Below are 26271 nucleotides of genomic sequence, written 5' to 3' on the forward strand. Positions count from 1 at the left end.
TGACTGCCTACGCCGGGATGACCTGAATCGGCACGAGGAGGAAGCACGCTGCCCCGAGCGCGAAGGTAAACAGGCCAATCGCGATTCGCCCCGGCCCTAACGGTGTCTCGTCGACTGGGTCTGCAGGGCCGTTGTAGGCGATGAACGTCGAGAGGAGGCCCCAGAAGAACCAGAGGCCGACGGACTCGTTGATGCTGAGGCCACGGACGTAGAACAGGTAGCCTGCGATTCCGAACAGGAACAGCGGGACAGTCGCTGCCAGTGACTCTTGACGTTCTCCGAGCATCGCCCGAACCATGTGGCCACCGTCGAGTTGACCGACCGGGAGCAGGTTGAGGACGGTAAAGAACATCCCGACCCACCCGCCGATGACGACGGGATGGACGACGGTTCTGGGGTCTGGGTACTCGGTCGGTCGGCCGAGAGCCGCGGCGATGGCGTCGAGGAGTGGCGGGTTGTTGAAGACGATGACGTCACTCGAACTCGCGAACGCCCACGCGGGCACAGTCAACGGTTCGAGTGAGAGGCCGATACCGGTGACGACGATCGTCGCTGCGAGCCCAGCGAGTGGTCCTGCGACGCCGATATCGAACAGCGCCTTTCGGTCGGGCATCTGTCCGCGCATTCGGATGATGGCACCTAAGGTTCCGAACGGGAAGATAAACGGGATGAGATACGGGAGTGAGACGTTGACGCCGTGGTACTTCCCCATCAGATAGTGGCCGAGTTCGTGAACCGAGAGGACACCGAGCACTGCGGCGGTAAAGGGCCACGCCTGAAGTGCGACAAGCGGGTTTGCGGTCAACTCCGCGAGCGGGACGTAGTACCACCCAACTGCTCCGACGAACAGCGTCGAGACGATGGTCGCGACGAAGAGTGCGAGGTTTTTCCACGGAACCCCGTCGATACCGGCCGAGACGGGTTCGGCGACGACGATGTCGGTCCCACCGAATCCCGTCGTCTGCGCTTGCACTTCGTATCCTGCCTGCCTGAATGCAGGCCAGATCTCACGAACGAGCATCTGTTCGGGGACGAGCGACTCACCGTAGTAGACGAGTCGCTTCCCGTCGGTCCGTGTCTCGTGTACATCGAAGACGGTACGAAGTACCTCGACCGGCGGTCCGTCCGCCGATTCGGCCTGTTCCATTGCCCTCCGCTAGGTGTGCGACGTGTATAAATCCCGTGACGAAACTCACTGCTCACCGTTCAGGTGTCGGAAAAACGGGTGAAGAGCCACCGGAGAGTATGGGGGCGGTCAGTGGAGGGCTGGTCTCCCACTGCGTGTGGTTTCGTCGTGAGAGGGTGGTAGGTTGGTTGTTAGGGCTGGACGGGTGGGTAGTAGGCGGGTTTGGGGCTGGGTGGGGTTTGGTTTGGGGGCTGAGTTGTAGTTGCAGGTGGTGGGGGTTGTCGGGTGGGTGGTGGTTGTGTTCTGTGAACCGAGATGGGTCCTCTCGGGGTATTCAGGGCGTTCGGACGGGGTCTCGTTCAGACAGCAGACTCTACACGCCACGTGGTCGCACTCGTGTACGACCACTTTTCGATGGTCAGTTCGGTCGCGGAGTCGCGAAGCTTGACCATCAGCGCGCCAATCTCCTTGGGAGAGAGACCGACGTCGTCAGCGATGAATTTGCTCTTGAAGTACATCTCGCCATCTTTGGCACGGTCGAGCAGATACTGCTTGAGACGGTCTTCCTTCGAGCTGCCATCGGTGGAGGGGGATGCTGTAACACTCATCTGGTACACCTCGCTCTACTCTATCACCCATAAGGTGTTATAAAGGAAGGAACGTTGAGATTAGTTCGACCGCTTTCACCTTGAATCTACGAAAAGAGTTCATTTTACAACTCTTTTAGAATCCACTAGACATTTTAGAAACGAATCTCAGGGTTATGTTCATATAATTAAACCCAGAATAAATAACCCTCATATTACTCCCGAATTGGATTGTAAAAACGTTATTTTGCGGTAATCTGTGCCGCAAGTTGAGCCGGAGACGGCGGTTGGATGGCTGAACGGCTTCGAACGAGTCACGTGCCGGACTCAGCGGTCGTGGACCCAGAACTCTTCTTCGACGGTCGTCTCCTTCTTGAATATCGGCACTTCGTCTTTCAGTCGGTTGATGCCGTCTTCGACGGTTTCGAACGCTTCGGTCCGGTGTCCGGCGAGGACGACGACGAACACGATGTCTTCGCCGTCTTCGATGGGTCCGACGCGGTGGTGCATGAGGACACGGTAGACGCCGTCTCGTGCTTCGAGTTCTTCGGAGATGGTCGCCATCTTCGCCTCTGCGACGCCGTCGTACTTCTCGAATTCGAGTGTGACGGTTCGTGCGTCGTCTTCGGACTCTTTCGCGCGAACCCGCCCAGTGAACGTCGCAATCGCACCTGCGTAGTCTGCTTTCGGGTCGTTTTTTACCTGTTCGACCAGCGACTCGAGTGTGATGTGCGGTTCGAACCCCTCGACGTCGCCCGCGAGTTCGTCGACGTCGACGTCGTCGGCAGCTTCTGCTTCAGTGACGACGTTCGCGGCGGTTGCACCGTCGAGTGAGACGGTGGGAACGCGCGCGTCGGGGAATCCTGTGAGGAGGGCGTAGTCGTACTGGGAACTGAGTTCGTCGAGAAGCGTGTCGAGCGTGCGATTATCTCCGCCGCCCATCCAGTCGCCATCGGGTGTGAGACCGTACGACCCGTTGACCCCCTCGGTCGTCTCCGACTGGGGCGCGTTGCTCGGAACCGATTCGACAGTCGCGACTCGGCCATCTAATTTCGGGGCGAGTCGCTCACAGAGGACGGTTGCGCCCGGACCAACCACGCCAAGTACCTGCATACAGAGTCTCTCGTCCCGCGTCGTTTTAAGATTGCTCCGACTTGGACGGGTCGTCGCCTCCGGCCGACCGTGTTCGATAGAGATACAGCGAGATGCCTGCACCGAGAAGCCCCAGCGTCGTCGCAATCCACGGTGCGAGCGCGCCAACGACGGTGTCTGCCGTGGCGGGGAGCGTATCGTACTGCCACAGCGCCCACCCGATAGAGAAACACGCCACGACGACCCAGTAGAGGCCGGTCCGACTGTCGAATTCGCCTCGATAGTAGCGGACGAAGAGCGCGCCGAGGGCCAGGCCCCACCCGACGACGATGAAGGTAATCGTCTCGACGGTGACCAGTCGCATACCTGTAGTCGCCGCGAGACTGGTTTAAACCCCCCGACACGGGTGTCTCGCACTTGATAACCCTTAAGATGCGCTCACGGATACCCGTGTGCAATGAGAGTCGTCATCTCCATCGGCGGAAGTGTACTCGCGCCGGACCTCGACCCAGACCGTGTACAAGCGCATGCGTCGGTCGTCGAGGCGCTCGCGCGAGAGGGGTGTGAAATCGGTGCAGTCGTCGGCGGCGGCGGCGTCGCCCGCGATTACATCAGTGCCGCCCGTGAACTCGGCGCGAACGAAGTGCAACTCGACCAGATCGGTATCGACGTGACCCGAATCAACGCTCGTCTGTTGATTGCGGCACTCGGTTCGCAGGTCGACCCGAAAGTCGCCCACGACTACGAGGACGCCGGCGACGCCATCCGTCGCGGCGATATCTCGGTCATGGGCGGAGTCATGCCCGGTCAGACGACGGACGCTGTCGCGGCCGCCTTCGCAGAGTACGTCGACGCCGACTTGCTCATCTACGCAACCAGCGTCGACGGCGTGTTTAGCGCCGACCCGAAGAGCAACCCCGATGCGACGAAGTTCGAGGAGATGACCGCCGGCGAACTCGTCGACGTCATCGGCGACATCGAGATGAACGCCGGGTCGTCCGCACCGGTCGACCTCTTGGCCGCCAAACTCATCGAACGCGCGAAGATGCGCACCATCGTCCTCGACGGAACCGACCCCTCGCGCATCGAACCCGCGGTCCTCCGAGGCGAGCACTCTGGAACCGACATCATCCCGGAAGGCGGCGACGAACCGACCTACTGGGCCCAGTGAGATGACGACGGACCAAGCCTCTTCCGACGACGCGCCAGACGAGCCCGTCGCGACCGACGCATTCGACGACGCGGCCGACCCGAACGACGGCCACCGCGACTTCTGGGCCGACGACGTTGCAGACGAGATAGAAGCCCGAGACCCCGACGAACCCATCGTCATCAAAGGCGGCGTCTCACCGTCTGGCGTCGCCCACCTCGGCAACTTCAACGAGATTATCCGTGGTTACTTCGTCGCCGAAGTGCTCCGCGAACGCGGCCACGACGTCCGCCAGGTCTTCACGAGTGACGACAAGGACCCGCTCCGCAAACTCCCCCGCAAACTCGCCGACGAAGACGGCACCATCGTCGGCCTCGGTGAGGTCGATGCCGGTGCACTCGGCCGCAACCTAGGCAAGCCGTACACCGCGATTCCAGACCCCTTCGGGAAAGAAGAATCGTACGCCGCGCACTTCGCCGCCTTGCTGAAGGCCGACGCCGACCGTCTCGACATCCCCGTCGAGATGATTTCGAACACGGAGATGTACGCCGGCGGCGACTTCGACCCAGTCGTCGAACACGTCCTCGAAAATATCGACGTTGCGCGCGAGGTGCTCTCGAAGTACCAGTCGAAAGTCGACGACGACTACGTCCCGTTCAACCCGGTCTGTGCGAACTGCGGGAAGATCACGGAGACGGTCACGTCGGTCGATATCGAGGCAGGAACCGTCGAGTACGTCTGTACCGACATGACCGTCGGCGACAACACCATCGACGGCTGTGGCCACGAGGGAACGGCGACGTTCCGCGAGGGTAAACTACCGTGGCGCTTCGAGTGGCCCGGCCAGTGGCAGGTCCTCGGCGTCGACTTCGAGCCGTTCGGCAAGGACCACGCCGAAGGGTCGTGGCCCTCCGGCAAGGACATCGCAGAGAACGTCCTCGAATTCGAACCGCCGATTCCGATGGTCTACGAGTGGTTCACGCTCAACGGCGAGGCGCTCTCGTCGTCTGCGGGGAACATCGTCACCGTCTCGGAGATGCTCGACCTGCTCGAACCCGAGGTGCTTCGGTACTTCTTCGCGCTCAATCCTCGGAAGGCCCGTGACCTCGACCTCACCCGTCTCGACCAACTGGTCGACGACTTCGACCGATTCGAACGCGCGTACTTCGGCGAGGTAGACGACGAGAACCTCACGCGGTTCGCCACGCGCGCCTACCCGTTCGTCGTCGACGAAGTCCGCGACGACCGCGTCCGTCTGCCGTACACGTTCGCCGCCGTCCTCGGGATGACCGACGACGTGGAACTCCGCGAGCAGATGGCTAAAAACGAGGGCTTCTTCGACGACGACACGCCCGAAGACGTGGTCGAAGAGGCGCTCGCTCGCGTCGAACGCGCCCGCAACTGGGCGGAGAAGATGGACAACCAGTACAACTACCGGCTGCAGGTCGACCTCCCCGAGTTCGACTTCGACCCCGCAGTCGAGGCGGCGCTCGACGAACTGGCCGACTTCGTCGAAGAGAATCACGACGGCGAGGCGATTCAGGGCGAAATCTACGAGACTGCTCGCCGCAACGACATCGAGATGGGCGACTTCTTCGCTGCCGGCTATCGCCTCTTCTTCGACGAGACGCAAGGACCGCGCCTCGGTGAGTTCCTCGGCGAACTCGAACAGGACTTCGTCGTCACGCGCCTCCGCCGCGAGGCCTGACGGCGCTGTCACGTCCGAAGCGACCACCCACTCCGGTCAGTTCTCTTCTATCGCGTCGATGACGACGGCCCCAACAACGAGGAGTCGCGGGTCGATTTCGTCGCGGTCCACGTCGATGGAGTAGGTGTCACGCAGCGAAAACGCCTCGTCGATGGCCCCGACTGGGTCGCCAGCGGCGTTCTCGACCCGGTAGGAAAACGGAATAAGCGTCGTGATGAATCGCCGAGCGACGGCCATCGGCACGTTGTCTTCGACGATACGGCCGACCACGGACCCGTTCGGGCCGAGCAGTTGGTAGGTGTGTTTCGCGAACGAGAACGCACCGCGTTTGACTGCGCCGACGCGGTCACCGGTCTGACTGTCGACGATGTCGTACGCTGCGGACACGTCGAGCACGCTGTCTGCCTTCACGCGAAACCGTTCTTCGCCCGTCTCGTAGTCGTCGAGACGAAAGTCCTCTTTCAGTTTGAACTTCTTCTTCTTCGCGGAGAGAATCGGCGTCTCGTCGCCTGCAGTGTCGTCTTCCTCGTAGACGACGTACTTCGAGCCAATCGAAATCTTCTGGCGAACCTCGTACGTAGAACTCTCGAACATAGGTTCGGATGGAACCGTCTTGGGGTAAAGACCTTCTGGGAAACGACTTATGTTCTCGTCGCGCGTATTCCCGAACAGGTTCGCTCCCCGTGAGCGACCCGTTTGCGGCCCCGCCGCAGTGATTTCACATGTCTCTCATCGACTTCATCCAGGCCCTCGAAGAACCGCACGAAGAGTTCGACGCCGACTCCGAACAGGCAGCTGACAGCGACGACGCGTCGTCAGGCGGTCGCTCGTTAGTCCGTCTCGTCGTGGTCGCACTCCTCCTCGCAGGCGTCGCCTACGTCGTCTACCGACTTCGCTCGTCGGCAGACAGCGAACTACTCAGTGATATCGAATTAGCGGAGTTCGACGCCGACTCCGAGGCGAGCGAGGCAGCCGACAAGGCGACAGTCTCTGTCGAACACGACCCCGACGACGCGAGCGATGTCGAGGCGTCGGAAGACGAAACCGGCGAAACCGGCGAAACCGACGAACTCGACGAGGAATCCGCAGTCGAAGTCGAAATCGAATCACCGGACGACGAGGCCGACGAAGACGACGCGTAAGCGTTCGGTTCCCGCCGACGTACCGTAACCCGAACGCCTTTTGGCGCTCGCTGCTTCCGTTCGACCAATGAATACGCTGCTGTGGATCCTCGCTGGATTCATCGCTTACTCCCTCCTCGCCACGCTGTTGCGTGCTCGTGGGATTCTCCCCGAGTACGTCCGCGTACAGGGTCCCCTCACGACGGTTCACACGCGCCGTGGGCGCGAGTTACTGGATACGCTCGCCGAACCCAAACGGTTCTGGCGTGCGTGGAGTAACATCGGCCTCGGCATCGCGCTCGTGATTATGGTGGGGACGTTCGTCCTCCTGTTGTATCAGGCCGTCCTCATCGTCCAGAACCCGCCTGCACCGTCGCAGGTGAACCAGCCACAGAACTTCCTCGTCATCCCCGGCGTCAACGACTTCCTCCCGCTTTCTGTCGCACCGGAGATTCTCTTCGGCCTCCTCGTCGGCCTCGTCGTCCACGAAGGTGGCCACGGCATCCTCAGCCGTGTCGAAGGAATCGACGTGGAGTCGATGGGCATCGTCCTCCTGACGATTCTTCCCGTCGGTGCGTTCGTCGAACCGTCCGAAGAGAGTCAACGCCGTGCCGACCGTGGCGGAAAATCACGAATGTTCGCCGCCGGCGTCACCAACAACTTCGCGGTGACCGTCGTCGCGTTCGCGTTGCTGTTCGGCCCCGTCATCGGTTCTATCTCCGTCGCGCCCGGCATCGCCGTGGCCGGTTCCTACGCTGGGTCACCCGCCGACGTGGCGGGAATAGCCGGCGGCGACCGTGTGACTGCAATCGATGGCACGCCAGTCAACACGACACAGGAACTCGATGCGGCGCTGGTCGCTGCCGACGACCGAACAATCGAGGTCGAAGTCGACGGTGAGCGAACCACGTCGGTCACACGTGAACTCATCGTCGCAGGCTCTGTGGCCGGCAATCCGGCGAATCTCACTGTCGAGTCGGGAAGCGACCCGATTCGCGTGACGGCAGTCAACGGGACGCCCGTCTACACCCGTGCTGGATTCGAAGACGCCGTCGGCGACTCCCGCTTTGCCACGCTCGAAACGTCTGCCGGCGAGCGAACGATTCCGGTCGGTGCGTACATCACGAACATCGCCGAAGACCAGGCGCTCTACAACGCGACGGGAGCGACGTCACCGCTCATCATCACCAGTTTCGACGGCACTCGAATCACGTCGTCGACCGACCTTCAGGTCGCCCTCGACGCGACTGACCCCGGACAGACCGTGCCAGTCGAAGTGTACAAAGACGGCGAGTTCCGAACCGTTTCGGTCACGCTCGGTGAGAACCCACAGGACGGAAACGGCTTCCTCGGCGTCAACATCTTCGCCGGAACGAGTGGCCTGCTGTTGACCGACTTCGGGACGCAAGCGTACCCGGCGGGAACGTACCTCTCGCTCCTCGGCGGTGACGGTGGTGACGGTCCGGGTGGCGTCGCCAACGCGTTCGGCGGGTCGCCCCTCCAACTCGTCTACGTCTCGCTGCTGTTGCCACTCGCCTCTGTCGTCCTCGGGATTCCCAACTTCCCCGGATTCACCGGCGAGGTCATCAACTTCTATCAGGTCGGTGGCCCCTTCGGATTCCTCGGTGGCGGCGTCTTCATCCTCGCCAACCTGCTGTTCTGGACGGCGTGGATTAACCTCCAACTCGGGCTGTTCAACTGCATCCCCGGCTATCCGCTCGACGGTGGACGTATCCTCCGAACCGGGGCAGAAGCAATTGTCTCACGTCTCCCGGTCGACGACCGCCACACCGTGGTTCGAACCATCACGACGTCCATCGGCTTGACGATGCTCGCATCGCTCATACTCATGATATTCGGGCCGACGCTCCTCGGTGGATAGTCCTGCGGATTTGAGGTAGAGACGGCCGGAATCGGCCGTTCCCGGCCATTCTCTCCCACTGGCACGACTCGCAACTTCAATACCGGATGAATCCTAAAGCCACTGTATGGTAGAGGCCCCACAGACCGACGAGGGCTGGTTCGCGCTGCACGACTTCCGAACCATCGACTGGGACGCGTGGCGAGACGCGCCCGAACACGAACGGAAGCGAGCAATCGACGACGGCGTCGCCTATCTCGAGGCACACGAAGCGGTCGAAGACGACGAGGAAGGCACCTCGGCCGTCTTCTCCGTCCTCGGCCACAAGGCCGACTTCGTCGTCGTCCACTTCCGGCCGACGCTGGACTCCCTCTCTCGCGCCGAGCGAAAATTCGAACAGACTGCGTTCGCCGCGTTCACGGAGCAACCGACCTCATACGTCTCCGTCACCGAAGTTTCGGGATACGTCTCCGACGACTACTTCGAGGGCAACAAAGAAGACATCGACACTGGACTTCTCCGCTACATCGAGGGCAAACTCAAGCCCGACATTCCGGAGGACACCTACATGTCCTTCTACCCGATGTCGAAGCGTCGCGGCGAGACGCACAACTGGTACGACCTGCCGTTCGACGAGCGCCGTGAACTCATGTCTACGCACGGCGACACGGGTCGCAAGTACGCCGGGAAAATCAAGCAAGTCATCGCCTCGTCGGTCGGGTTCGACGACTGGGAGTGGGGTGTCACCCTCTTCGGCGACGATCCGACGGACATCAAGGACATCGTCTACGAGATGCGCTTCGACGAAGTGTCGAGTCTCTACGGCGAGTTCGACCGGTTCTACGTCGGCCGACGCTTCCCGCCGTCGGACCTCGGCGCGTTCCTCGCGGGTGACGCCGTCCCGACCAGCGAGTTCGGAGACGAGTCGCACCACCACGCCCACGCACACGAGGAAGGTGGTCACCACCACGGCGACGGAAGCCACCACGGTGAAGGCGGCCACCACGACCACGAAGACAGCGACACTGACGACGAGAGCACGGACGAGGACATCCGCGGGCAACTCGAAGAGCTGAACATCTACGCGGGCAAGCCGCACGGCGAAGACGTCTACGCGACGGTGCTGTACTCCGAAGCGGACGCCGACGAGTTGTTCGACGAAGTCGACGGCCTGCGCGGGAACTTCGACCACTACCCGACGCACGTCAAGACGGCCGTCTACGAGGCCAACGAGCGCGGCCGAACCGCCGTCGTCTCCATCTGGGAGACGGCATCGGCCGCCGAAACGGCCGCTGGGTTCCTCTCGGAACTCCCCGGCATCGTCGAACGCGCCGGCGAAGAGTCCGGGTTCGGGACGATGGGGATGTTCTACACGGTCAAGCCCGACTCCCGCGAAGACTTCGTCGAGAAGTTCGGCGTCGTCGGTGGCCTCCTCGACGACATGGAGGGTCACTTCGATACGGACCTGATGGTCAACCTCGAAGACGAGAACGACATGTTCATCGCCAGTCAGTGGCGCTCGCAGGAAGACGCCATGGGCTTCTTCCGGTCTGACGCCTTCCGCGACACGGTACAGTGGGGCCGTGACGTGCTGGCGGACCGACCGCGACACGTCTTCTTGGCGTAGAGATAGTACCGCGAAAACCGAACTACGATTCTTTCTTCTGTCCTATGCGAGAGCGGCGCGGACCTCTCGCAACTTCGGGCGGAACTTGTCCGTCCCGAGGAGGTACGCAAAGTAGAGCACCGCTGTCCCCATGACGAGTGACCACGCGCCGAATCCGAGGTCTCCGTGCTGGACGGTTAGCAGTGCGAACCGCTCGATGTACGCGCCGACGACGGAGAGGACAGCACTCCCAATACCGAAGACGAGCAGTTCGAGCAGGTCGGGTAGAAGTTCGACGAATGACGGTCGCATTACCTGCCTCCACATCACCGGTCGTTGTGTCTCTTTTGGTCCGGCTACGCTTCCTCGCGTTCCAGGTCGGTGTCGCGCTGTGCGGCGTATTCGCGCGCAGATTCGACCGTCTCGGTCTCTAGCAGTCGCTGGATTTTCGTCTCGAACTCAGCGTCGGTCAACTCACCGCCAGCATAGCGCTCGCGAAGCGTGTGGAGTGCGGCCTCCGGATCGACGTCTTCCACTGGAGCAGATTGCTCGGTGCCTTCCCACGAAACTCTCCCGGAGAGGTAATCCATCGCGTACGAGTACCCGAGGCCGAGAACGGCACCGACGAGGAACATCCCGACGAAGGCGGGGAACGGGTTTACACTGTTCGAAACTGCGAGTGTGGCCCCGACGACACCGATGACGATTGCGAACTGCCACGGGTGGTCGTGGACGAACCCACTCACCCCCCGCTCACGAAGAGTGTCGAGCGAATTCATATACAACCGTTGTCAGGAACGCAAAAAGCAGTTCTGGATGTGAGTGGCGTGTCAGCGGTGGTTGGGAACTGGGTGAATCAACGCCAGACTGTCGGTTGTCGGTAGTTATCGCCCGCGACGAACGTAGTCTGCGACACCGAAGACGCCGGTGAGGAGGGTCGCAACTATCCATCGCCCGGCGTCGTCACCGCGTTTCTTCGCGTCGAGGCTGACTAGCCACGCGAGGACGACGTGTGCAACTGCCGTGAGACCGAGGAACGTCCCGAGTCGCACGATTAGGCTTCGTTGCGTGCGCCTTCGGCGACGCGCTTGTCGAGGCCAGCGTCGCGAATGTCGTCGCCGCCGACGGACGAACGGAGCGAGTCCATGCCGTCGAAGCGGTCGATGCCGAAGTTGTCGGCGTAGAGGTCGGCGACGCGCTGCATCTCCTCGTCGGAGAGTTTCGGCACGTCGGATGCGGCGGCCCACTCGGTGATGTCGTCTTTGGTGCGGAAGGTGGGCGTGACTGCCGCCGTGGCGTCGAAACCGAGGAGCCACGCGATGGAGGCCTGCGCCATAGACCGTTCACCGTCGCGTTCGAGGAAGCGCAGGGTTTCGAGTTTCTCCCAGCCAGTCTCGTACCATTCGTCGGGGCGGAAGCCACGGTGGTCGCCCGCACCGAGTTCCGTCTCGGGGCGAACCTGCTCGTTCAGGAGACCCGACGAGTGTGGGACGCGAGCGATGAGGCTCGTTTCCGACCCGGTTTCGTCGATGGTGTCGAGGAAGTGGTTTCCGACCTCCTGCTCGAACATGTTCCAGACGATTTGGAGTGCGTCGAACTCCTCGGTGATGGCCATGTCACCTTCAGCGAGCCAGCCGATAGAGGGGCCGAGTGCCCAGCCAGTGGCCTCGATGAGACCTTCTTCTTTCAGTTCGTCCAGCGTTTCGAGGACGTCGGGTGTGACTTCCTCGACGTTCGCGTTGTGAAGTTGGAGCAGGTCGATGGACTCCATGCCGAGTCGCTCGAGGCTCTTTTCGGTCGCCTCGCGGACCCACTCCCCGGTGATGACCTTGGGGAGTTCGCCGTGGCCCGCCTGCGGGTTGTTGTAGAAGTCGTAGCCGATTTTCGTCGCGACAGTGACTTCGTCGCGGTAGTCTGCGAGCGCCTCGCCGACGACTTCCTCGGAGTGACCCATGCCGTACACGTCTCCAGTGTCGAAGAACGTGATTCCCTGGTCGATGGCGTGGTGAATCATCTCGATGGAGTCGTCGTCGGAGCGGTCGCCCCACCAGTCGGTCCCGACGACCCACGCACCGAAGCCAACCTCGCTGACTTCGATACCGGAGGTCCCGAGTTCGCGGTAGTGCATGGGCGGCCATTAGAATCCCGATGACTTATTGGGTGTGTTTCGTTCCCGCAAGCGAGTGCGCCCGCCACCGTTTGATTTTGTGTGGTTTTGCCCGGGTTCGAACGAAACCGCAGATTCATGACCGGCGAATACCAACTGCGCCGACAATGGATGACCTTTCCGTCCGCGTTGGGTTCGTCGTGGTGACTGAACTCACGGACGAACAGCGAGCAGCACGGGACTGGGCGAGGTCGATTTCGACGGTCGAGACTGTCTCGCTCGACGCTATCGCTGATGGAGCAATCGACCTCTCTGCGTTCGACGTGGTCTGGTGGCACTGCGAGTCGCATCTCGACGCCGAACGCCGCGAACTCGCCGCTGACTGCGCCGACGCGTTCGACACCTATCTCCGAGACGGCGGCGGTGTTCTCCTCACGCTGAACGCCCTCTCTGCGGTCGACGTGCTGGGTATCGACCCCGTCGCGCCCGACGCGGTTGGCACCGAAACGTCACCGCATCCCACTGGACTGTTGACCAAGTCGATTCACGCCGACCACCCGCTGTTCGAGGGGTTCGACACGCTCGGCGTCCACATGCAACCGCCCGAATCACCGCGTCCGTTCGCTCGCTACGACCAGATTCTCCCGGCAGAAGGGCAGATTCTGGCGAGCATCATTCACGGTGACGACTATCTCGTCGACCTCAACTCGGTCGTCGAATGGCAGCGTGGCGACGGCGCAGTGTACGGTATCGGTGCCGAGGTGTCGTTCCTCTCGCACCACGGCCACGACTTCGAGACGATGGGGTCGAACGAGCACGTGTTGCGAAACGCACTCGCGTTGCTTGGTGGCGACCCACACCGCCGTCCGACGTTCACGGACCGGCCGACCGACCCCGACGGATTCGCGGCGATGCGCGAACGCCTCGGCGACGACCACCATCGCCCCCGGTACCATCTCGCCGGCCCGGCCCACTGGGTGAACGACCCGAACGGTGTCATCCAGTACGACGGCACGTACCACATGTTCTACCAGTACAACCCCGGGGGCCCGTTCCACGGGTCGATTCACTGGGGCCACGCGACGAGCGAGGACCTGATTCACTGGGAGGACCAGCCTGTCGCACTCACTCCGGACCCCGACGGACCGGACCGAGATGGCTGTTGGTCCGGCTGTGCTGTCGTCGACGACGACGGGACGCCGACGATTCTCTACACTGGTGGGCGGGACCATCACCAACTCCCGTGTCTGGCGACGACGACCGACCCGATGCTTCGGTCGTGGGAGAAGGCCGAAGACAACCCAATCATCGAGTCAGCGCCCGCCGACATCGACATCCTCGGCACCGACGACTGGGCCGCCGAATTCCGTGACCACGCCGTCTGGAAAGTCGGTGACGACTGGTACCAACTCATCGGCTCTGCCATCGCCCACGTCGGGGGTGTCGCCCTTCTCTATCGGTCCACTGACCTCCGTGAGTGGGAGTACGTCGGCCCACTTCACTCCGGAACCGAAGGCCACGGAACCGTCTGGGAGTGCCCCGAACTCCTCGAATTCGACGAATATGACCTCCTCCACGTCTCGAACTACGACGACGTTCGGTACTTCGTCGGAACCACCGACCTCGACGCGCCCGACTTCGACGTTGACCACGAGGGACTGCTGGACTACGGCGAGTTCTACGCGCCGCAATCGACCGTCGCAGACGATGGCCGGGCGCTCTCGTGGGGGTGGGTCAAAGAGGGACGCGGCGTCAACTCGCAGTGGCAGGCTGGATGGTCTGGCATGCTCTCGCTCCCGCGAGAACTCTCAGTCGACGCGGAGGGAACACTCCACCAGCGTCCAGCACGCGAACTGGAGACGCTCCGTGGTCGCCACGTCTCGCTCGCCGACCAGTCGCTCGACGCCGGTGTCCGAACCACGCTCCCGCTCTCGGGCAACGCGTACGAACTCGATTTCGAGGTAACCGTCGACGACGGCGGTGTGTTCGAACTCGGCCTGTTCGAGTCGCCGACGAGGCTGGAGCGGACCGTGGTCCGATACGACGGTGACCGAGTCTCGGTCGACAGAGAACACAGCAGTCGCAACCACGACGTGCACCGCGACCCGCGTTCGATGCCCATCGAGGACGACTCACTGTCGCTTCGTGTCTTCGTCGATGGCTCCATCCTCGAACTGTTCGCGAACGAGAACCGCTGTCTCACGACGCGTGTCTATCCCACTCGGTCTGACGCAGACGGCGTCACTGTCGCCGCAGGAAGAGAGACAGATGAGGGGTCGGTCGAACTGTCGAACTTCGATGCGTGGGAACTCGACGCAGCGTTCGACGCCCGAAAACGAGCGTGAGTGGCGGCGTCGACTGCCGTGGGTCGAAGACCGACAGGTGAGTGACGAGGGTCGCCGAACTCGTGACGAGCGTCGCCGAACTCTAGTAGTATTCGCCGCCGCCGTCGCCGTCGCGGTCAGCCTGTTCCCACCACGATTCTGGGAGTGCTTCACGCGGAAGCGGCAGGTGTCCGTGGTCCAGCGTTCCCACGATGTCTGTCTCGGGACCGTCGAGTCCGAGACGGACAGTCGGGGCGAGTGTGCCGCCGAAGCGTCGCATCTGTTCTTCGGGTGGAAGCAAGGACACGTCGTCGAGGTTCGGCCGGTTGTAGTCGAAGTAGTTGAAGAAGGACGTGACGAGGAGTTCGTCGCCGTGGTCGTAGACGAGCCACGAGTACGACTGGAAGGGCGCATTTTCTGGGTTGGTCAGAACCATTCCGTGGCCGTTGAGCGGTTCGTACTCGCCGGTCAGGTCGTCGGCGACGAAACCATAGAGGGCGTCGTAGCCTTCCAGTCCGGGTGCGAAAGTGTGGACGTGACTGGAGATGAAGAGATAGTAGGTGCCGTCGCGGACGACGAAATGTGGGCGTTCGAGTTCCTGGTTGACGCAAACCGCGTCCAGCAGTGGTGGCCGCAGTTCGAACGCAGTCGGGTCACCCGACGGTGAGTGAGCGATTCCGATGCTGCCGTTGAACTCCTCCCAGACCGGGTCGTCGCACGCACCAGTTCCTTCGGGGACGGGCGTGTTCGCTTCGAAGAGCAGGTACGTCTCGCCGGACTCCGGGTCCTCGAAGAACCACGGGTCGCGGAAGGTGTATATCATCCCCCGCGATTGGTCTTCGCGCTCGTACCAGTCGCCGTCAGGGGTGAGGATGACGCGGTGGTCCCACGGGCCGTCGATTCGGAGTTCCGAGTCGTCGGTGTGGACGGTTCCGCCCGTCGCGAGGGCGATTCGCTGGGTGTACGTCAGTTCCTCGGCGTCGTCGTCACCGGCAGCGGTGTAGTAGAAGTATATCTCGCCGTCGTCACCGTCTGGGTCGTACATCGCCGACCCCGCCCACTGGCGTTGTCCGAGTGTACCGCCATCGAAGACACGCCCACCGGTCGTCCAGTTCTCGCCGTCGGTCGAGTAGAAATACCGGATGGTCGCAACGTCGTGGCGCTTCCCCGGAAGGAGGTCAGACGGAGACGTGAGTGCGAAGATAACGCGACAGCCGTCGATTTCTGCGACCGAACCGTCTCGATCGCGGAGCAACCACGTATCCCAGATGTGGAGTTCTTCGTCGAGTCGTTCGTCTGGTGGGTAGATGATTGGCGCGACGTTCGAGTCGTCGCGGCGGAGTCCCTCGGCGTGGGCCCGCGTCCATGCCGGGGTGTCTCGTGTGAATCCGTCACTCATAGATTGATGATTTTGCTCGGGTGGGATATGTCTCACCATTTTGCGCCGATTGTTACTACTGAGGTAGTAGTTGGATGCCATCGCTCTAAAACCCAGCTAAAATTGCCGTTTCACCGACTGTTCCGGGCGATTCACAACCGAACCCATTTGAACGCCGACAGTGAACGAAGTGGTAATGACGAAGGTCCACGTTTCGCTTCCGGACGATGCTGAGGAGGGCCTCCAGGCCTTCATCGACGACGTAGACGAACGTCTCTCTTCGGAAGAAGACACGTGTCAGGTCGTCCAGGAGACGCTCATCGACCTCTTCGGTGACCGAGAAGCGTGGGAGCGATGGCAAGATGGCGAACCCGTTTCGCCGGCCGAGCGAGTTCGACTGCAGGGCTACGACCCGTGTAACGCCACGCTCGAAGCCGAGTATTACGCGGAGAAAGACGCCGAGAAATTCAAGCGGTCGAAGTATCTCCAGTGGCTCTGGCGGCAGTTCGACACGACGCCCATGGCGGATAACGTCGATTTCGCGCTTCGGTTCCGACAGATGCTCGCCACTCACCTCTTCGAGGATGCAGGCGACAACCTCCGAATATTCAAAGACGTCACGTTCTCGTACGGCCACAACATCACCGTCGGCGACAACACCGTCATCCACGACAACGTCCACCTCGACGACCGGGGAAAACTCACGATTGGCAACCGTGTCTCCATCTCTGACGACGCACACATCTACAGTCACGCCCACGACGTCGTCGACCAGACCGAAGTCCGAAACTACCACACGAAAATCGGCGACGACGCCCGAATCACGTTCGCTGCGATGGTGAACGCTGGCACCCACATCGGCGAGAACGCCATCGTCGGCGCTCGGTCGATCGTTCAGGGCGACGTTCCGGCACACCACATCGCCGTCGGCGCACCCGCAAAGAGTGTGAAGATCAAACCCGGATTCGAAGAGGTCGCAGACCCCCTCGAAGCCGGTGACGAACGACTGGCCGACGAACGTGAGATCCCGTACGACCTTCCGGAGGACATCGACGTGTTCGACGAGTTTGGCCGGGACGTTGGTGGACCGGTCAAACCACATCGGTCGCGGTAGTCTCGGCAGTTCTCTCTCGGCGTTCGCCGCTTCTCTCAGGGCATTCGCTTCCATTGTTCGAACGCCGCTATCGACGACGGCGTCCAACTGACAGTGCCGACACACCCGGGACGTGGGCCGTGACGGGGGTGATTACTCTGTAATTTGACCGAAGAAACGATATAGCATGCTAACGTAGTTCATTGTGTGATGGACGTCTGGGGTTGGATCGTCATTTACGCCCTCGGGTTGACCTTACTCCAGCTACTGGTCTATCGATATCTCGTCAACGGTGGAGAACCGACGATGGGTGATGGAGTCGGTCGAGACTCCGACCGAATGGACCGATACGTCCACCCCGAAATCGCGTCCTCGTTCGAGGACCGTTCTCGAACCAGTGTCCAGGTCACACCGACGGGCGAGCGCATCTGCCCCGAGTGTGGTGCCACGAACGAGGCCGATACGACGTTCGACCTCTGTTGGAACTGCACGCGACGGCTGCACTGACCGAGGCCGTGTCCATTTTACGGTCCCCCGCTAATCGTTGAGTAGCATGGCCGAAAACAGTGAGCTCCACGACGAACTCGACGCGCTCGCACGCGAGCTCGAGCAGGCGATTCTCGAATTCGACGCGGTGCTCGAGCGTCACGCGTTGGTTCGACAGCGGAACCAGAGCCTCGCGTTCGATCCGAACTCAGTCGAGTTCGACGACGTACAAGAGTTGTTTTTCTAACAGTCGTCTCCCGACTTCCGTGACCCACCGTCGGTTATCCGAGCGAGTATTCTGAAAAAACCATTCGCAGTCTATGCGGATGCTTCGATGTTCTTTGCGACGACGTCCATCGTCTTCTTGAACTCGTCTTTCGGGCTAAATTCGACGAGTTCAGTCCCGGCCTCCATCGAGACGAGGTGACCTGGGGCTAAGTGATAGGCTTCGCCTGCTTCGACTGTCTCTTCGTGGTCTGCGTAGTTGACGGTCATCCGTCCTTCGAGGATGTATCCCCAGTGTGGACATTGACATCGGTCGTCTGGAAGGCCTTTCATCAACGGCGTGGTATCGAACGCAGTCTCGAAAGACTCGATGTCGACGTGCATCTCTCCCCACTCGACTTCTCGAATGGCTATTCCTTCAGCCTCGAATGCCGGCTCCAACGTCGATAGGTTGGCGTGCTGTTCCATTGGTTCTGCGGCCATGTTACATTCTCCACTTATAAGTATGTTGGTCGTGGATTTATTGCTTTCTTTGCGAGCGTTTGTGGATACATAGACACTACTGTCCGCTCTCAGTAGTTGATTCACGATTTTCACCCTCTCGGGAACGTGTCTACCTGACGAGTAACACGCAGAGCGGTTGTTCGGACGTTGTCTCGGTAGAAATGCGCCGACCGGGTGTTCACTGAACGACGTGAAGTGAACGTTGACGAGACTGTGTCTCGTCAGGAATTGAACCCCAGTCGCTCCCTCTCGGTCGCTCCTTGATTCAATTCCCTCCGGGTCGCATACACCCTCGACAGAGGCGAGCAACACGCAAAGCGGTTGCTCGCTCGTCGTCTCGGTAGAAATGCGCCGACCGGGAATTGAACCCGGGCTTCGAGCTTGGGAAGCTCGTGTCCTACCACTGGACCATCGGCGCTCGTTGCACTCGCTTCGTGCATCACACCGCTTCGCGCTGTGATACATCGGCGCGCTACGCTTCGCTTGCGCCCCGGGGCTGACGTCACTTCGTTCCGTCACCCATCGGCGCTCACTACGTTCGCCTCGTGCGTTGCCTCACTGCGTTCGCCAACACATCGGCGCTCTTTCGAAGCAAAAATCCGTAGACTGCGGGGGCACTTGAACGTAGCGTTTCACTAGACTGTCGTCTCTCGAAACTGGACGCTCGTCCACTCTCTTTCACTAACGAGTGACTATTTGGCGTCTCAGTTCTAATCGAGTTTCAATGACTGATATTGACGTTCTCTCGGAGGGCGCGCCACTCGACCTCCGGCTCTCGGACGCCGAACTCGACGCCCACCGCGACCACATCACGTCGTTCATCCGCGACACCGTCGACGCAGCAGGGGCTGACGGTGCGGTGCTTGGTCTCTCCGGCGGCATCGACTCGACACTCACCGCATTCCTCGCCGTCGAGGCCCTCGGCGAAGACGGGCTTCACGGCCTCGTCATGCCGAGTGTCGCGAATGCCGAAGATATGATGAGCGACGCAGAGGGTGTCGCCGAGATGCTCGGTATCGAGTACGATGTCGTCGAGATTCAGCCCATCGCGAAGAAGATCTTCGACACGTTCCCCGAAGCGGCGAACGACCGCATGGCCGCCGGAAACGTCTACGTCCGCACTCGCGGCGTCCTCAACTACTTCGTCGCGAACCACGAGAACCGCATCGTCCTCGGAACCGGAAACCGGGCAGAGGCGATGACGGGCTACTTCACGAAGTACGGTGACCAGGCTGTCGACTGCAACCCTATCGGCAACCTCTACAAGCAACAGGTCCGCCAACTGGCCGCTCACGTCGGCGTCCCCGAAGACCTCGTCATGCAAACGCCCTCCGCAGAGATGTGGAGTGGTCAGACAGACGAGACCGAACTCGGACTCACCTACGACGTTCTCGACGCTGTTCTCGCGCTCCACGTCGATGGTCCACTTTCGAAGTCTGCAACCGTTCGCCACCTCGACGTGACCGAAGCACAGGTCGACCGCGTCGTCGAACTCTACGAACGAAGTGCGCACAAGCGGTCGATGCCGCCCGCACCGGCCGAACTAGATCTGTAGTTACTCGGTTCGCGACGACGCGATGTCGTCGACGTTTGCGTCGTGAAGTGCGGCGAACCCGTCGGCCTCTGCACGCAAGCGAGTCTCGTCGTCCCGCTGGTCGCGAAGCCGTTCTTTGATGATTCGGAGCGACTGGTGGTCGTTGTCCGCCATCGACGTAGCGACTTCGGAGGGGTCGTTGACGATTCGTGAGACGAGTCCCATCTGGAGTGCTTCTTCGGCATCGACGACGCGACCCGAGAGAGAAAACTCCAGTGCGTGTCCCTCACCGACGATGCGTGGCAATCGGACGGTTCCGCCCCACGCACCGAAGAGTCCAATCCGGACACCTGGTTCGCCAAGTGTGGCCCGTGGCGTTGCGACTCGGACGTCGCAGGCGAGCGCGAGTTCGACGCCGCCGCCGCGGGCTGCTCCGTCGATGCCGGCGACGACGACAGAATCAGTGTTTTCGATGGTGTCTGCGACGCGTTGTCCCTGTCGGGCGAACCCCCCTGGGTCGGAGAGTTCTGCGACGCTGTCGAGGTCAGCGCCAGCGCAGAATGCGGGGCCGCTCCCGCGGAGGAGGACGACCGGTGCGTCTGCCTCCTCGATTGCTCGCTCTAGCTCGTCGAGGTCTGCCGGTCTGAGCGCGTTTCGTCGTTCTGGTCGGTCGATAGTCACGACCAGAAGGTCACCATCGTCTGTCGTCCGTATCATATCCACGTTGTGCCGTGGTTTTCCAAAGGTCTTTGGCCTCCCAACCGTAAGTCTCGGCCGATGGACGACGCCGTGCGAGCCCGTGAGGCTGCGCGTGAGGCCCTGTCGGATATCGAACCCGATGCCCTACGCGCGGCGCTGGACGAACGCCTCGACGCCGCCTCGCTGACACCGGCGGTGCTCACGTTCGTGAGCGCGCGGGCTGTCGAACCCAACGTCGACCTGAACAGCATGGCACCGCGTGCCGCCGGAGTGCAACTCATCTACGAAGGGCTTCGACTCACTCGACTGCTCGCTCGCGACGAACCGTGGAGACACCTCGACTCGTCCGAGGACGACACCGACGCCGACCTCGATATCCTCGCCGCAGACGTTCTCGTCTCGCGTGGCTTCTATCTCCTCGCTCGGACCGAGGCAGCGGACCACGCCGTCGAGACAGTTCGTGCCTTTGGACGCGACCAGACGCGACTCCGAACCGCACCAGAAGGTGAGCGTGCTGTCCTCGACAGCAACCTCGAAGTGAATATCTGCACCCTCGCAGTCGTCGCTGGAACGACCGCCGTGGGGTCGCTGCCACCAACCGCACTCGTCGAGTACGCGGCCGGATTGGCGAAGACTCAGGACGGTGACCTGCCACCCGCCGCAGAGACGGTTTCCGAAGCGACTGTCGAGCGTATCGCAGCACTCTATCAAGGGGGCGGTGGAGACGACCCGGTCACCTCGACTGCAGACCGCTAATCGACATACGCTACCACGGTTCTGCCCCGTTCCGAATCGAAACCCCTAAAGAGTAACCCGGACAACCAAGGAATGCCTGCCTGGGTAGCTTAGCGGTAAAGCGCGTCCTTGGTAAGGACGAGAGCCCGGGTTCAAATCCCGGCCTAGGCTTGACAGGTTTCCTTCATATCCCACATTCACCTTCCGTAGCGGTGGGTATCTTCTGCCTGCGAAAGCGCAGCACGAGCGCCAGCGGCGCGAGTGCGAGAACGTGGAGGTGGGCGGGAGTGGAGGGTGGGAGTCAACGCGCAGCCCGCTCTGCGGGCGAGCATGGGTGGGTAAAGGCCGCGAGCCGCGCGGCGCGGCTCGTCGGAAACGTGATTTCGCACACTCCTATCCGGGGTGGCCGCGATGAGCACGGCCCCGGACACCCACGCTCTCGGCTCCCGTAGACTAAGTGTCCGCGACGGTGGAAACGCCACGCTCGCCCGTCCTTCCGCCGGTCAGGAGACGTTCGGGGAAACACTCGACCCCGAGGAACTGCCGCTGACGGGAGAAGTCGAGTACCGTTCCGTCAGCGAAGCCAACAACGCTCGAATCGGGTCGGTTACTGACGGCATCGACGCCCTTCACGAATACATCGAGAACAAGAAGAACGCGACGCTGGTGCTGCATGAGCGCGAGAGCGACGAAGTTCGCGTTCTGCCATACAACCACCGATGGACTGAGCAGTACCGGACGATGATGTACGCGAAGCTCAAGGGCGCAGAGCGGGAACTGAATCGGATATTCGGGGAAGGACCGACCCCGGTGACGATGCTCTCGCTCACTGCTCACCAGCGCGACGAGAATGGCGACCCGCGACCACCGGGTGAGGTGCTGGCCGATCTCCTCGACGGGTGGGACAAGTTCCGGCGGGTACTCAACCGAGCCACCGAGGGCTGGCGGACGGAATACATCCGGGTCGTTGAACCGCACAAATCGGGCTATCCCCACCTTCACGTCGCGGTTTTCGGGAAAGCCGATTATTCCCTCACCGAGAAAGTCCATGACCTGTGGGTGGAAAAATACGACATCGGTGGGGCCGAAGCCCACGAAAACGCCGTGTCAGTCGCTCGGGGCCGTTCCGCGCAGGTACGGAACCCTGCCGCGTATCTGATGAAGTACCTCGGGAAAACTACCGTGCGGGAGACTGGGGAACAGCAGCAGATACCCGGATACGAGGCGTTCGCGGCGCTTCTGTGGGTGACGGGAAAGCGGCAGTTCTCAGCGTCTGCCGCGCTCTCTGAGGCGATGAAATCACCGGCGTCGGAAGGAAGCGTCGAAGGAACGTGGGAGTTCGTCGGCGTCGGATACGGTCTGAACCCCGGTAGCTACTCGGGGGACGACGCAGAGCGGTTGATGAGACATCTAGTTGGTTCCGTGTGGGAACCACCACCGGCTGCAGCAGTCATGACCGGACCGCGTCAAACGTCTATTATCGGCGGTGTTTGACTCCTGTAGCCCATTAGTTAGTAGAACAATTTACAGTACGACTCAATAAGCTACCCACAATCTGTCAAGAATGCCGTGCTGAATATAGAGGCTGAGTTCAGCACGAGGTGATGGTGTGTTACTCGTTCAGATTACGGCATCTCTGTGTGGCTTATCGGGTATTTCCATCTGCGACAGCCTGCTGGATAATTGCGGTTACTCCGATGAGAATGAGGACGATTCCTGCGAGTGTGAGACTTCCCCAGATGACCAGTTCTTGAAGGACTTGACTAGCTCGCCGTGCGAGGCTGGCCGGGGTAAACAACTGTACGGCACGAGTCCCCCCAAGAGTCGTGACGGCGAGACCAACCACAACGAACGCATATCGCTTGATGTACTCTCGGGTTATGGCAGTCCGAATTGGGAGTGTTGATTGAGCGGAGGACATTTCATTTGAGGAAGGTGTAGTGACACATAACTATTCCTCTGTATCTATCTCATCCGACGCCCAGTAGCGACGACACCGTAGCTACTCCCAACAGCAATCGAGATACCGCCAAGCACGGTGAGTAGGGGGAAGTAGTGGGTGTTACAGCCGTCACTCCAGACGAGGTAGAACCAGTGTATCCCTTTGAGGATGAACTTCGACGAGTCGGCACACTGAGCGAGGGTCATCCCCGGTGGGGTGATGAGATACCCCAGCGGAATCAACACGACCCCGAGGATGACCCCGAGTGCCGCCTTCCGCCAGTAATTCATATTCCGTGACACTGCTCGGGCTGGGAAATACGTTTCGAACAGTTGAGATATGCTCCCTCTGTATCGACCGCTCCAATCGAACCGTTTAGACCGCTCGCTCGTGACCGACTCGCGCTATGTATTCAGCACGCACGCTGAGATCTATCACTAATTGAGGATTTCATCAGTGCCACTTGCACCATTATTGCTTCGACAATTGGGGTTTGATTCTCGGAATGAGTTTCGGAATTATGTCGGCTTGAGTGGCCCATCACACCTCCGCCGTACTGCGATTCCTGATTTTCCATCACAACTCCGCCGTCATGCGGTTTCTGCGATTCGTGCTAGTTGCCATTATTCCAAATCCGAAATCGCAAGACGGCGGCCTTGTGTTTAGCCGCTTATTATCCCCCGGATTCTAAAGAATTCCCGTATGGCAGAACCAGTACGCTGCGACATCTGCGGCGAAACGCTCGACCCCCGTGGTCTCCCCGGTCACCTCCGGTTCGCTCACGGCGAAGAAGTTGCATCAACTGACGGTGGGTCGGTTCCTGCAAACAGGGAGCTGACCGACGCCGAGGTTCTCGATGCCGTTCCAGAAGCCATGCAGGAGGGGAACGCGATCACTTTCCGCAACGAGATTCGCGTCACCGACGCGCAGGCGAAGCGAGAGTTGGTGGAGGCGTTGAAGGAGCGCATCCGGGCGCAGAACACGGTGGAACTCTGATAAACGGGTGACTCAACGACATTAGCAAAAGTACGGGAGAATTGGCCCGCACCTCCTCATCACGGGCTTCTCCCGCCGACAGCAAAGGCGTTACGCCCACCGCTAGTCGGACGGTAATCGCCAACCTCCACATCGAGGACGTAGACGCAACGTGCTGCGGTGCGCTCGGCTGCCGCCGGGAGAGTCCGCTGCTTCGGGTGCGCTATCCTTCGATGGGAAAGCGGGTCGTCTGTAAATCTCACGCTATCGGCCTCTGCTTGCGGCTCTTGCGTGAGGAGAGTGACAATGATGAATAACGAAATGGAGATGACGGAGTACGTCTCGGAGAATCGTGAATTCCTCGCCCGTGTACTCGCTCACGGTGGCGAGGAGGCCCAAGGGTACGCTCTCGCGGCGCTCGCAAACGGTGGCGACGTGAAGGACATCGAGGAGATACAACGGCTGCTTGACGACCTCAAAGAGCGCGTCGGGGAATGACGCTATTAGCCGGACAACGTCTCCACGAACTGCTTTGCGTCCTCGTAGAGTTCGGGGTCGTCCTCGAAAATCGTCGTGAGGTATCTCGCCCGTCGGAAGTCGTCGAGGACGGATGGATTCTGCTGGGAGATGCGGAGAACCGCGTCCCGGAGTTCACGCTGCTCCGCGCGAATGTTCGCCACCGCGTCATAATCGAGCGACTGACCGCACCAGACGCACACGTCCTCGTGGCGCGGCGTTTCCTTGTCGCACCGGGGACAGGTGAGGGGGCCGATTGGTTCGGGTTCCTCGGTTTCGACCTCCTGTCCGTGGAGCCTCGCGTACTGGTCGTCTGCGTCACCGCCGAACCGCGCGATGTAGTGTGCCGTCGCGTCGCTCCCGCGTTTCCGTCCCTGCCGATCTTCGATGAACGCCTGACTCATCCCTCGACGCGCGAGGTACGTGGCGTTCGATTTGCGGAAGTTAGTGGGCGTGACGGGCTTGTCCACGCTTACACGCCGTGCGGCGTCCTTGAAGCAATCCAGAAATCGCCTGTAGGTCAACGGCTCCGGCTTCGAGAGCTTCGACCACAATGGCGCGTCACGGTCGTCGGTGTCGGGGTGATCGCTGAGCCACCGACGGAGGTAGGGCACGCTCGGCACGAGTGTCACCGACCGCTGACCCGTCTTCCCATCCACGAAGACCTGCAGGCCGTGGCGGTGGTCGTTCACGTCACCGACGGTGAGTTCCTTGAGTTCACCACTGCGTGCCCCTGCGTCGAACGCGACGGCGATGAGTGCAGCGTCGCGGGAGTTGCGCGACTCATCGATCATCGGGAGCACGTCAGTCTCCCACTCAAGCATCTCGGCTGGATTCGGAACCGGGTCGTGGCTGTTACTAGTTCCTGTCGGAACCCACACGATGCTCTCGGGTTTCCCCTCCTCGTCGGTGACGTGTTCGCCGAACATCCGGAGAGCCGTCCGGTAGTCGTGCTTGGTGTATTCGTTGTCGTATTCGGTCTTTATCCACGAGACGATACGTTCGGTTGCTTCTCGGTCGGTAAGCGCGTCCGCGAGACCACCGACGTTCTCGGACATGATGGTGCAGTGACGGACGAGCTTTTCGCGGCGGTAGTCGCCGTATTGCGAGTCGAGAAGGTCGAGACGACGGCTGAACTCCAGCAGCAGTTCGCGGTCGGAGTCACCGATGTCGCCCGAGTCGCGGATGCGCTTTTCGAGCGCCACGATGTTTTTGGCGGGATCGCTCATGGCGATACCATTATGTTTAGCCGTGAGATTATGAAGGTCGTGTTCACATCCCTGCCTAGGCTTTTTCTGAAACTAACTTCCTGAGCGATTCGTCTCCCCGGATTACGACACCATCGACCTACCGTCGAACTCAGGATTATACAGTCGAGAGACATCGGTTCAACCATTCGACCACACAACCTACCTGAAAAGTAACCGAACTCACAGAACATTCGGACAGTATTCCCCAAGTAACATTTTCTATATCGTCCCACGAAACGTATCTTCATCTGG

General features: G+C 61.0%; 28 protein-coding genes and 2 tRNA genes. 15 read left to right on the forward strand and 15 right to left on the reverse strand.

The annotated features are described in order from the left end of the window. Positions 1 to 7: 7 nt before the first annotated feature. From ACK3SC_RS10510 to ACK3SC_RS10525, 4 genes are all read right to left on the reverse strand, one after another. The gene (locus ACK3SC_RS10510; protein ID WP_416840128.1) at positions 8 to 1147 is read right to left on the reverse strand and encodes a site-2 protease family protein; all 1140 of its coding nucleotides are present in this window, start codon (positions 1145 to 1147) and stop codon (positions 8 to 10) included. 338 nt (positions 1148 to 1485) lie between these two features. Next, the gene (locus ACK3SC_RS10515; protein ID WP_416840129.1) at positions 1486 to 1734 is read right to left on the reverse strand and encodes a hypothetical protein; all 249 of its coding nucleotides are present in this window, start codon (positions 1732 to 1734) and stop codon (positions 1486 to 1488) included. Positions 1735 to 2040: 306 nt separating this feature from the next. Then, positions 2041 to 2826: a molybdopterin synthase gene (locus ACK3SC_RS10520; RefSeq protein ID WP_416840130.1), complete on the reverse strand. Its 786-nt coding sequence runs from the start codon at positions 2824 to 2826 to the stop codon at positions 2041 to 2043. A 25-nt stretch (positions 2827 to 2851) separates the two neighbouring features. After that, positions 2852 to 3169, reverse strand: coding sequence for a hypothetical protein (locus tag ACK3SC_RS10525; protein ID WP_416840131.1), 318 nt, complete (start codon positions 3167 to 3169; stop codon positions 2852 to 2854). A gap of 93 nt (positions 3170 to 3262) precedes the next feature. Here ACK3SC_RS10525 and pyrH point away from each other — a divergent pair, with 93 nt between their 5' ends. Both pyrH and lysS read left to right on the forward strand, forming a co-directional pair. Beyond that, the gene (gene pyrH, locus ACK3SC_RS10530; RefSeq protein ID WP_416840132.1) at positions 3263 to 3976 is read left to right on the forward strand and encodes a UMP kinase; all 714 of its coding nucleotides are present in this window, start codon (positions 3263 to 3265) and stop codon (positions 3974 to 3976) included. A 1-nt stretch (position 3977) separates the two neighbouring features. After that, positions 3978 to 5663: a lysine--tRNA ligase gene (gene lysS, locus ACK3SC_RS10535; protein WP_416840133.1), complete on the forward strand. Its 1686-nt coding sequence runs from the start codon at positions 3978 to 3980 to the stop codon at positions 5661 to 5663. A 36-nt stretch (positions 5664 to 5699) separates the two neighbouring features. Here lysS and ACK3SC_RS10540 read toward each other — a convergent pair whose 3' ends face one another. Continuing rightward, positions 5700 to 6257, reverse strand: a complete 558-nt coding sequence (locus ACK3SC_RS10540; protein ID WP_416840134.1) for a hypothetical protein — start codon at positions 6255 to 6257, stop codon at positions 5700 to 5702. A gap of 128 nt (positions 6258 to 6385) precedes the next feature. Between ACK3SC_RS10540 and ACK3SC_RS10545 the strand changes: the two genes are divergently transcribed. From ACK3SC_RS10545 to ACK3SC_RS10555, 3 genes are all read left to right on the forward strand, one after another. Beyond that, a complete protein-coding gene (locus tag ACK3SC_RS10545; protein WP_416840135.1) occupies positions 6386 to 6805 on the forward strand; it encodes a hypothetical protein in 420 nt (139 codons plus the stop codon). Positions 6806 to 6872: 67 nt separating this feature from the next. Next, positions 6873 to 8666, forward strand: a complete 1794-nt coding sequence (locus tag ACK3SC_RS10550; RefSeq protein WP_416840136.1) for a site-2 protease family protein — start codon at positions 6873 to 6875, stop codon at positions 8664 to 8666. A 106-nt stretch (positions 8667 to 8772) separates the two neighbouring features. Continuing rightward, positions 8773 to 10272 (forward strand): heme-binding protein, encoded by a 1500-nt coding sequence (locus tag ACK3SC_RS10555; RefSeq protein WP_416840137.1) that lies wholly within the window; start codon positions 8773 to 8775, stop codon positions 10270 to 10272. A gap of 42 nt (positions 10273 to 10314) precedes the next feature. Here the strand turns inward: ACK3SC_RS10555 and ACK3SC_RS10560 are convergent, their stop codons facing one another. The 4 genes from ACK3SC_RS10560 to ACK3SC_RS10575 form a co-directional block, all read right to left on the reverse strand. After that, positions 10315 to 10563, reverse strand: a complete 249-nt coding sequence (locus ACK3SC_RS10560; RefSeq protein ID WP_416840138.1) for a hypothetical protein — start codon at positions 10561 to 10563, stop codon at positions 10315 to 10317. Between the two features lie 44 nt (positions 10564 to 10607). After that, complete coding sequence (locus tag ACK3SC_RS10565) at positions 10608 to 11030, reverse strand: SHOCT domain-containing protein (protein WP_416840139.1); 423 nt, start codon at positions 11028 to 11030, stop codon at positions 10608 to 10610. Positions 11031 to 11135: 105 nt separating this feature from the next. Beyond that, complete coding sequence (locus ACK3SC_RS10570) at positions 11136 to 11303, reverse strand: hypothetical protein (RefSeq protein WP_416841247.1); 168 nt, start codon at positions 11301 to 11303, stop codon at positions 11136 to 11138. A gap of 2 nt (positions 11304 to 11305) precedes the next feature. Then, entirely contained in the window at positions 11306 to 12379 is a 1074-nt protein-coding gene (locus ACK3SC_RS10575) for an aldo/keto reductase (RefSeq protein ID WP_416840140.1), read from the reverse strand. A 146-nt stretch (positions 12380 to 12525) separates the two neighbouring features. Here ACK3SC_RS10575 and ACK3SC_RS10580 point away from each other — a divergent pair, with 146 nt between their 5' ends. Then, positions 12526 to 14703, forward strand: coding sequence for a GH32 C-terminal domain-containing protein (locus ACK3SC_RS10580; RefSeq protein ID WP_416840141.1), 2178 nt, complete (start codon positions 12526 to 12528; stop codon positions 14701 to 14703). 82 nt (positions 14704 to 14785) lie between these two features. Here ACK3SC_RS10580 and ACK3SC_RS10585 read toward each other — a convergent pair whose 3' ends face one another. Then, positions 14786 to 16081 (reverse strand): glycoside hydrolase family 68 protein, encoded by a 1296-nt coding sequence (locus ACK3SC_RS10585; protein ID WP_416840142.1) that lies wholly within the window; start codon positions 16079 to 16081, stop codon positions 14786 to 14788. Positions 16082 to 16256: 175 nt separating this feature from the next. Between ACK3SC_RS10585 and ACK3SC_RS10590 the strand changes: the two genes are divergently transcribed. From ACK3SC_RS10590 to ACK3SC_RS10600, 3 genes are all read left to right on the forward strand, one after another. Next, on the forward strand, positions 16257 to 17174 hold the full coding sequence (locus ACK3SC_RS10590; protein WP_416840143.1) for an acyltransferase: 918 nt from the start codon (positions 16257 to 16259) through the stop codon (positions 17172 to 17174). Between the two features lie 189 nt (positions 17175 to 17363). After that, positions 17364 to 17660, forward strand: a complete 297-nt coding sequence (locus tag ACK3SC_RS10595; protein ID WP_416840144.1) for a hypothetical protein — start codon at positions 17364 to 17366, stop codon at positions 17658 to 17660. Positions 17661 to 17706: 46 nt separating this feature from the next. Next, entirely contained in the window at positions 17707 to 17886 is a 180-nt protein-coding gene (locus ACK3SC_RS10600) for a hypothetical protein (RefSeq protein ID WP_416840145.1), read from the forward strand. A 71-nt stretch (positions 17887 to 17957) separates the two neighbouring features. Here ACK3SC_RS10600 and ACK3SC_RS10605 read toward each other — a convergent pair whose 3' ends face one another. Together ACK3SC_RS10605 and ACK3SC_RS10610 are read right to left on the reverse strand one after the other, a co-directional pair. Beyond that, a complete protein-coding gene (locus ACK3SC_RS10605; protein WP_416840146.1) occupies positions 17958 to 18347 on the reverse strand; it encodes a cupin domain-containing protein in 390 nt (129 codons plus the stop codon). Positions 18348 to 18715: 368 nt separating this feature from the next. After that, a tRNA-Gly gene (locus ACK3SC_RS10610) sits at positions 18716 to 18786 on the reverse strand. A 306-nt stretch (positions 18787 to 19092) separates the two neighbouring features. Here ACK3SC_RS10610 and ACK3SC_RS10615 point away from each other — a divergent pair. Continuing rightward, positions 19093 to 19923 carry an NAD+ synthase gene (locus tag ACK3SC_RS10615; protein ID WP_416840147.1) on the forward strand — a complete coding sequence of 277 codons (831 nt, stop codon included), beginning with the start codon at positions 19093 to 19095 and terminating at the stop codon, positions 19921 to 19923. Here the strand turns inward: ACK3SC_RS10615 and ACK3SC_RS10620 are convergent, their stop codons facing one another. Beyond that, positions 19924 to 20619 (reverse strand): enoyl-CoA hydratase/isomerase family protein, encoded by a 696-nt coding sequence (locus ACK3SC_RS10620; protein ID WP_416840148.1) that lies wholly within the window; start codon positions 20617 to 20619, stop codon positions 19924 to 19926. It abuts the gene before it with no gap. 60 nt (positions 20620 to 20679) lie between these two features. Between ACK3SC_RS10620 and ACK3SC_RS10625 the strand changes: the two genes are divergently transcribed. The 3 genes from ACK3SC_RS10625 to ACK3SC_RS10635 all read left to right on the forward strand — a co-directional run bounded on the left by ACK3SC_RS10625 (position 20680) and on the right by ACK3SC_RS10635 (position 22830). Further along, on the forward strand, positions 20680 to 21357 hold the full coding sequence (locus tag ACK3SC_RS10625) for a hypothetical protein (protein ID WP_416840149.1): 678 nt from the start codon (positions 20680 to 20682) through the stop codon (positions 21355 to 21357). A gap of 78 nt (positions 21358 to 21435) precedes the next feature. Further along, positions 21436 to 21507: transfer RNA gene (locus ACK3SC_RS10630), tRNA-Thr, on the forward strand. Positions 21508 to 21747: 240 nt separating this feature from the next. Beyond that, the gene (locus ACK3SC_RS10635; protein WP_416840150.1) at positions 21748 to 22830 is read left to right on the forward strand and encodes a hypothetical protein; all 1083 of its coding nucleotides are present in this window, start codon (positions 21748 to 21750) and stop codon (positions 22828 to 22830) included. Between the two features lie 471 nt (positions 22831 to 23301). On the opposite strand, the gene ACK3SC_RS10640 is transcribed toward ACK3SC_RS10635, so the two are convergent. Beyond that, positions 23302 to 23568: a hypothetical protein gene (locus ACK3SC_RS10640; RefSeq protein WP_416840151.1), complete on the reverse strand. Its 267-nt coding sequence runs from the start codon at positions 23566 to 23568 to the stop codon at positions 23302 to 23304. Positions 23569 to 23980: 412 nt separating this feature from the next. On the opposite strand from ACK3SC_RS10640, the gene ACK3SC_RS10645 reads away from it, so the two are divergent. Both ACK3SC_RS10645 and ACK3SC_RS10650 read left to right on the forward strand, forming a co-directional pair. Beyond that, a complete protein-coding gene (locus tag ACK3SC_RS10645) occupies positions 23981 to 24274 on the forward strand; it encodes a hypothetical protein (protein ID WP_416840152.1) in 294 nt (97 codons plus the stop codon). Positions 24275 to 24559: 285 nt separating this feature from the next. Further along, positions 24560 to 24751 carry a hypothetical protein gene (locus ACK3SC_RS10650; RefSeq protein ID WP_416840153.1) on the forward strand — a complete coding sequence of 64 codons (192 nt, stop codon included), beginning with the start codon at positions 24560 to 24562 and terminating at the stop codon, positions 24749 to 24751. A gap of 5 nt (positions 24752 to 24756) precedes the next feature. On the opposite strand, the gene ACK3SC_RS10655 is transcribed toward ACK3SC_RS10650, so the two are convergent. Then, on the reverse strand, positions 24757 to 25998 hold the full coding sequence (locus tag ACK3SC_RS10655) for a tyrosine-type recombinase/integrase (protein WP_416840154.1): 1242 nt from the start codon (positions 25996 to 25998) through the stop codon (positions 24757 to 24759). Positions 25999 to 26271: the final 273 nt, after the last annotated feature.

The sequence above is a fragment of the Haloferax sp. DFSO52 genome (genome assembly GCF_048158745.1).
Taxonomy (GTDB): Archaea; Halobacteriota; Halobacteria; order Halobacteriales; family Haloferacaceae; genus Haloferax.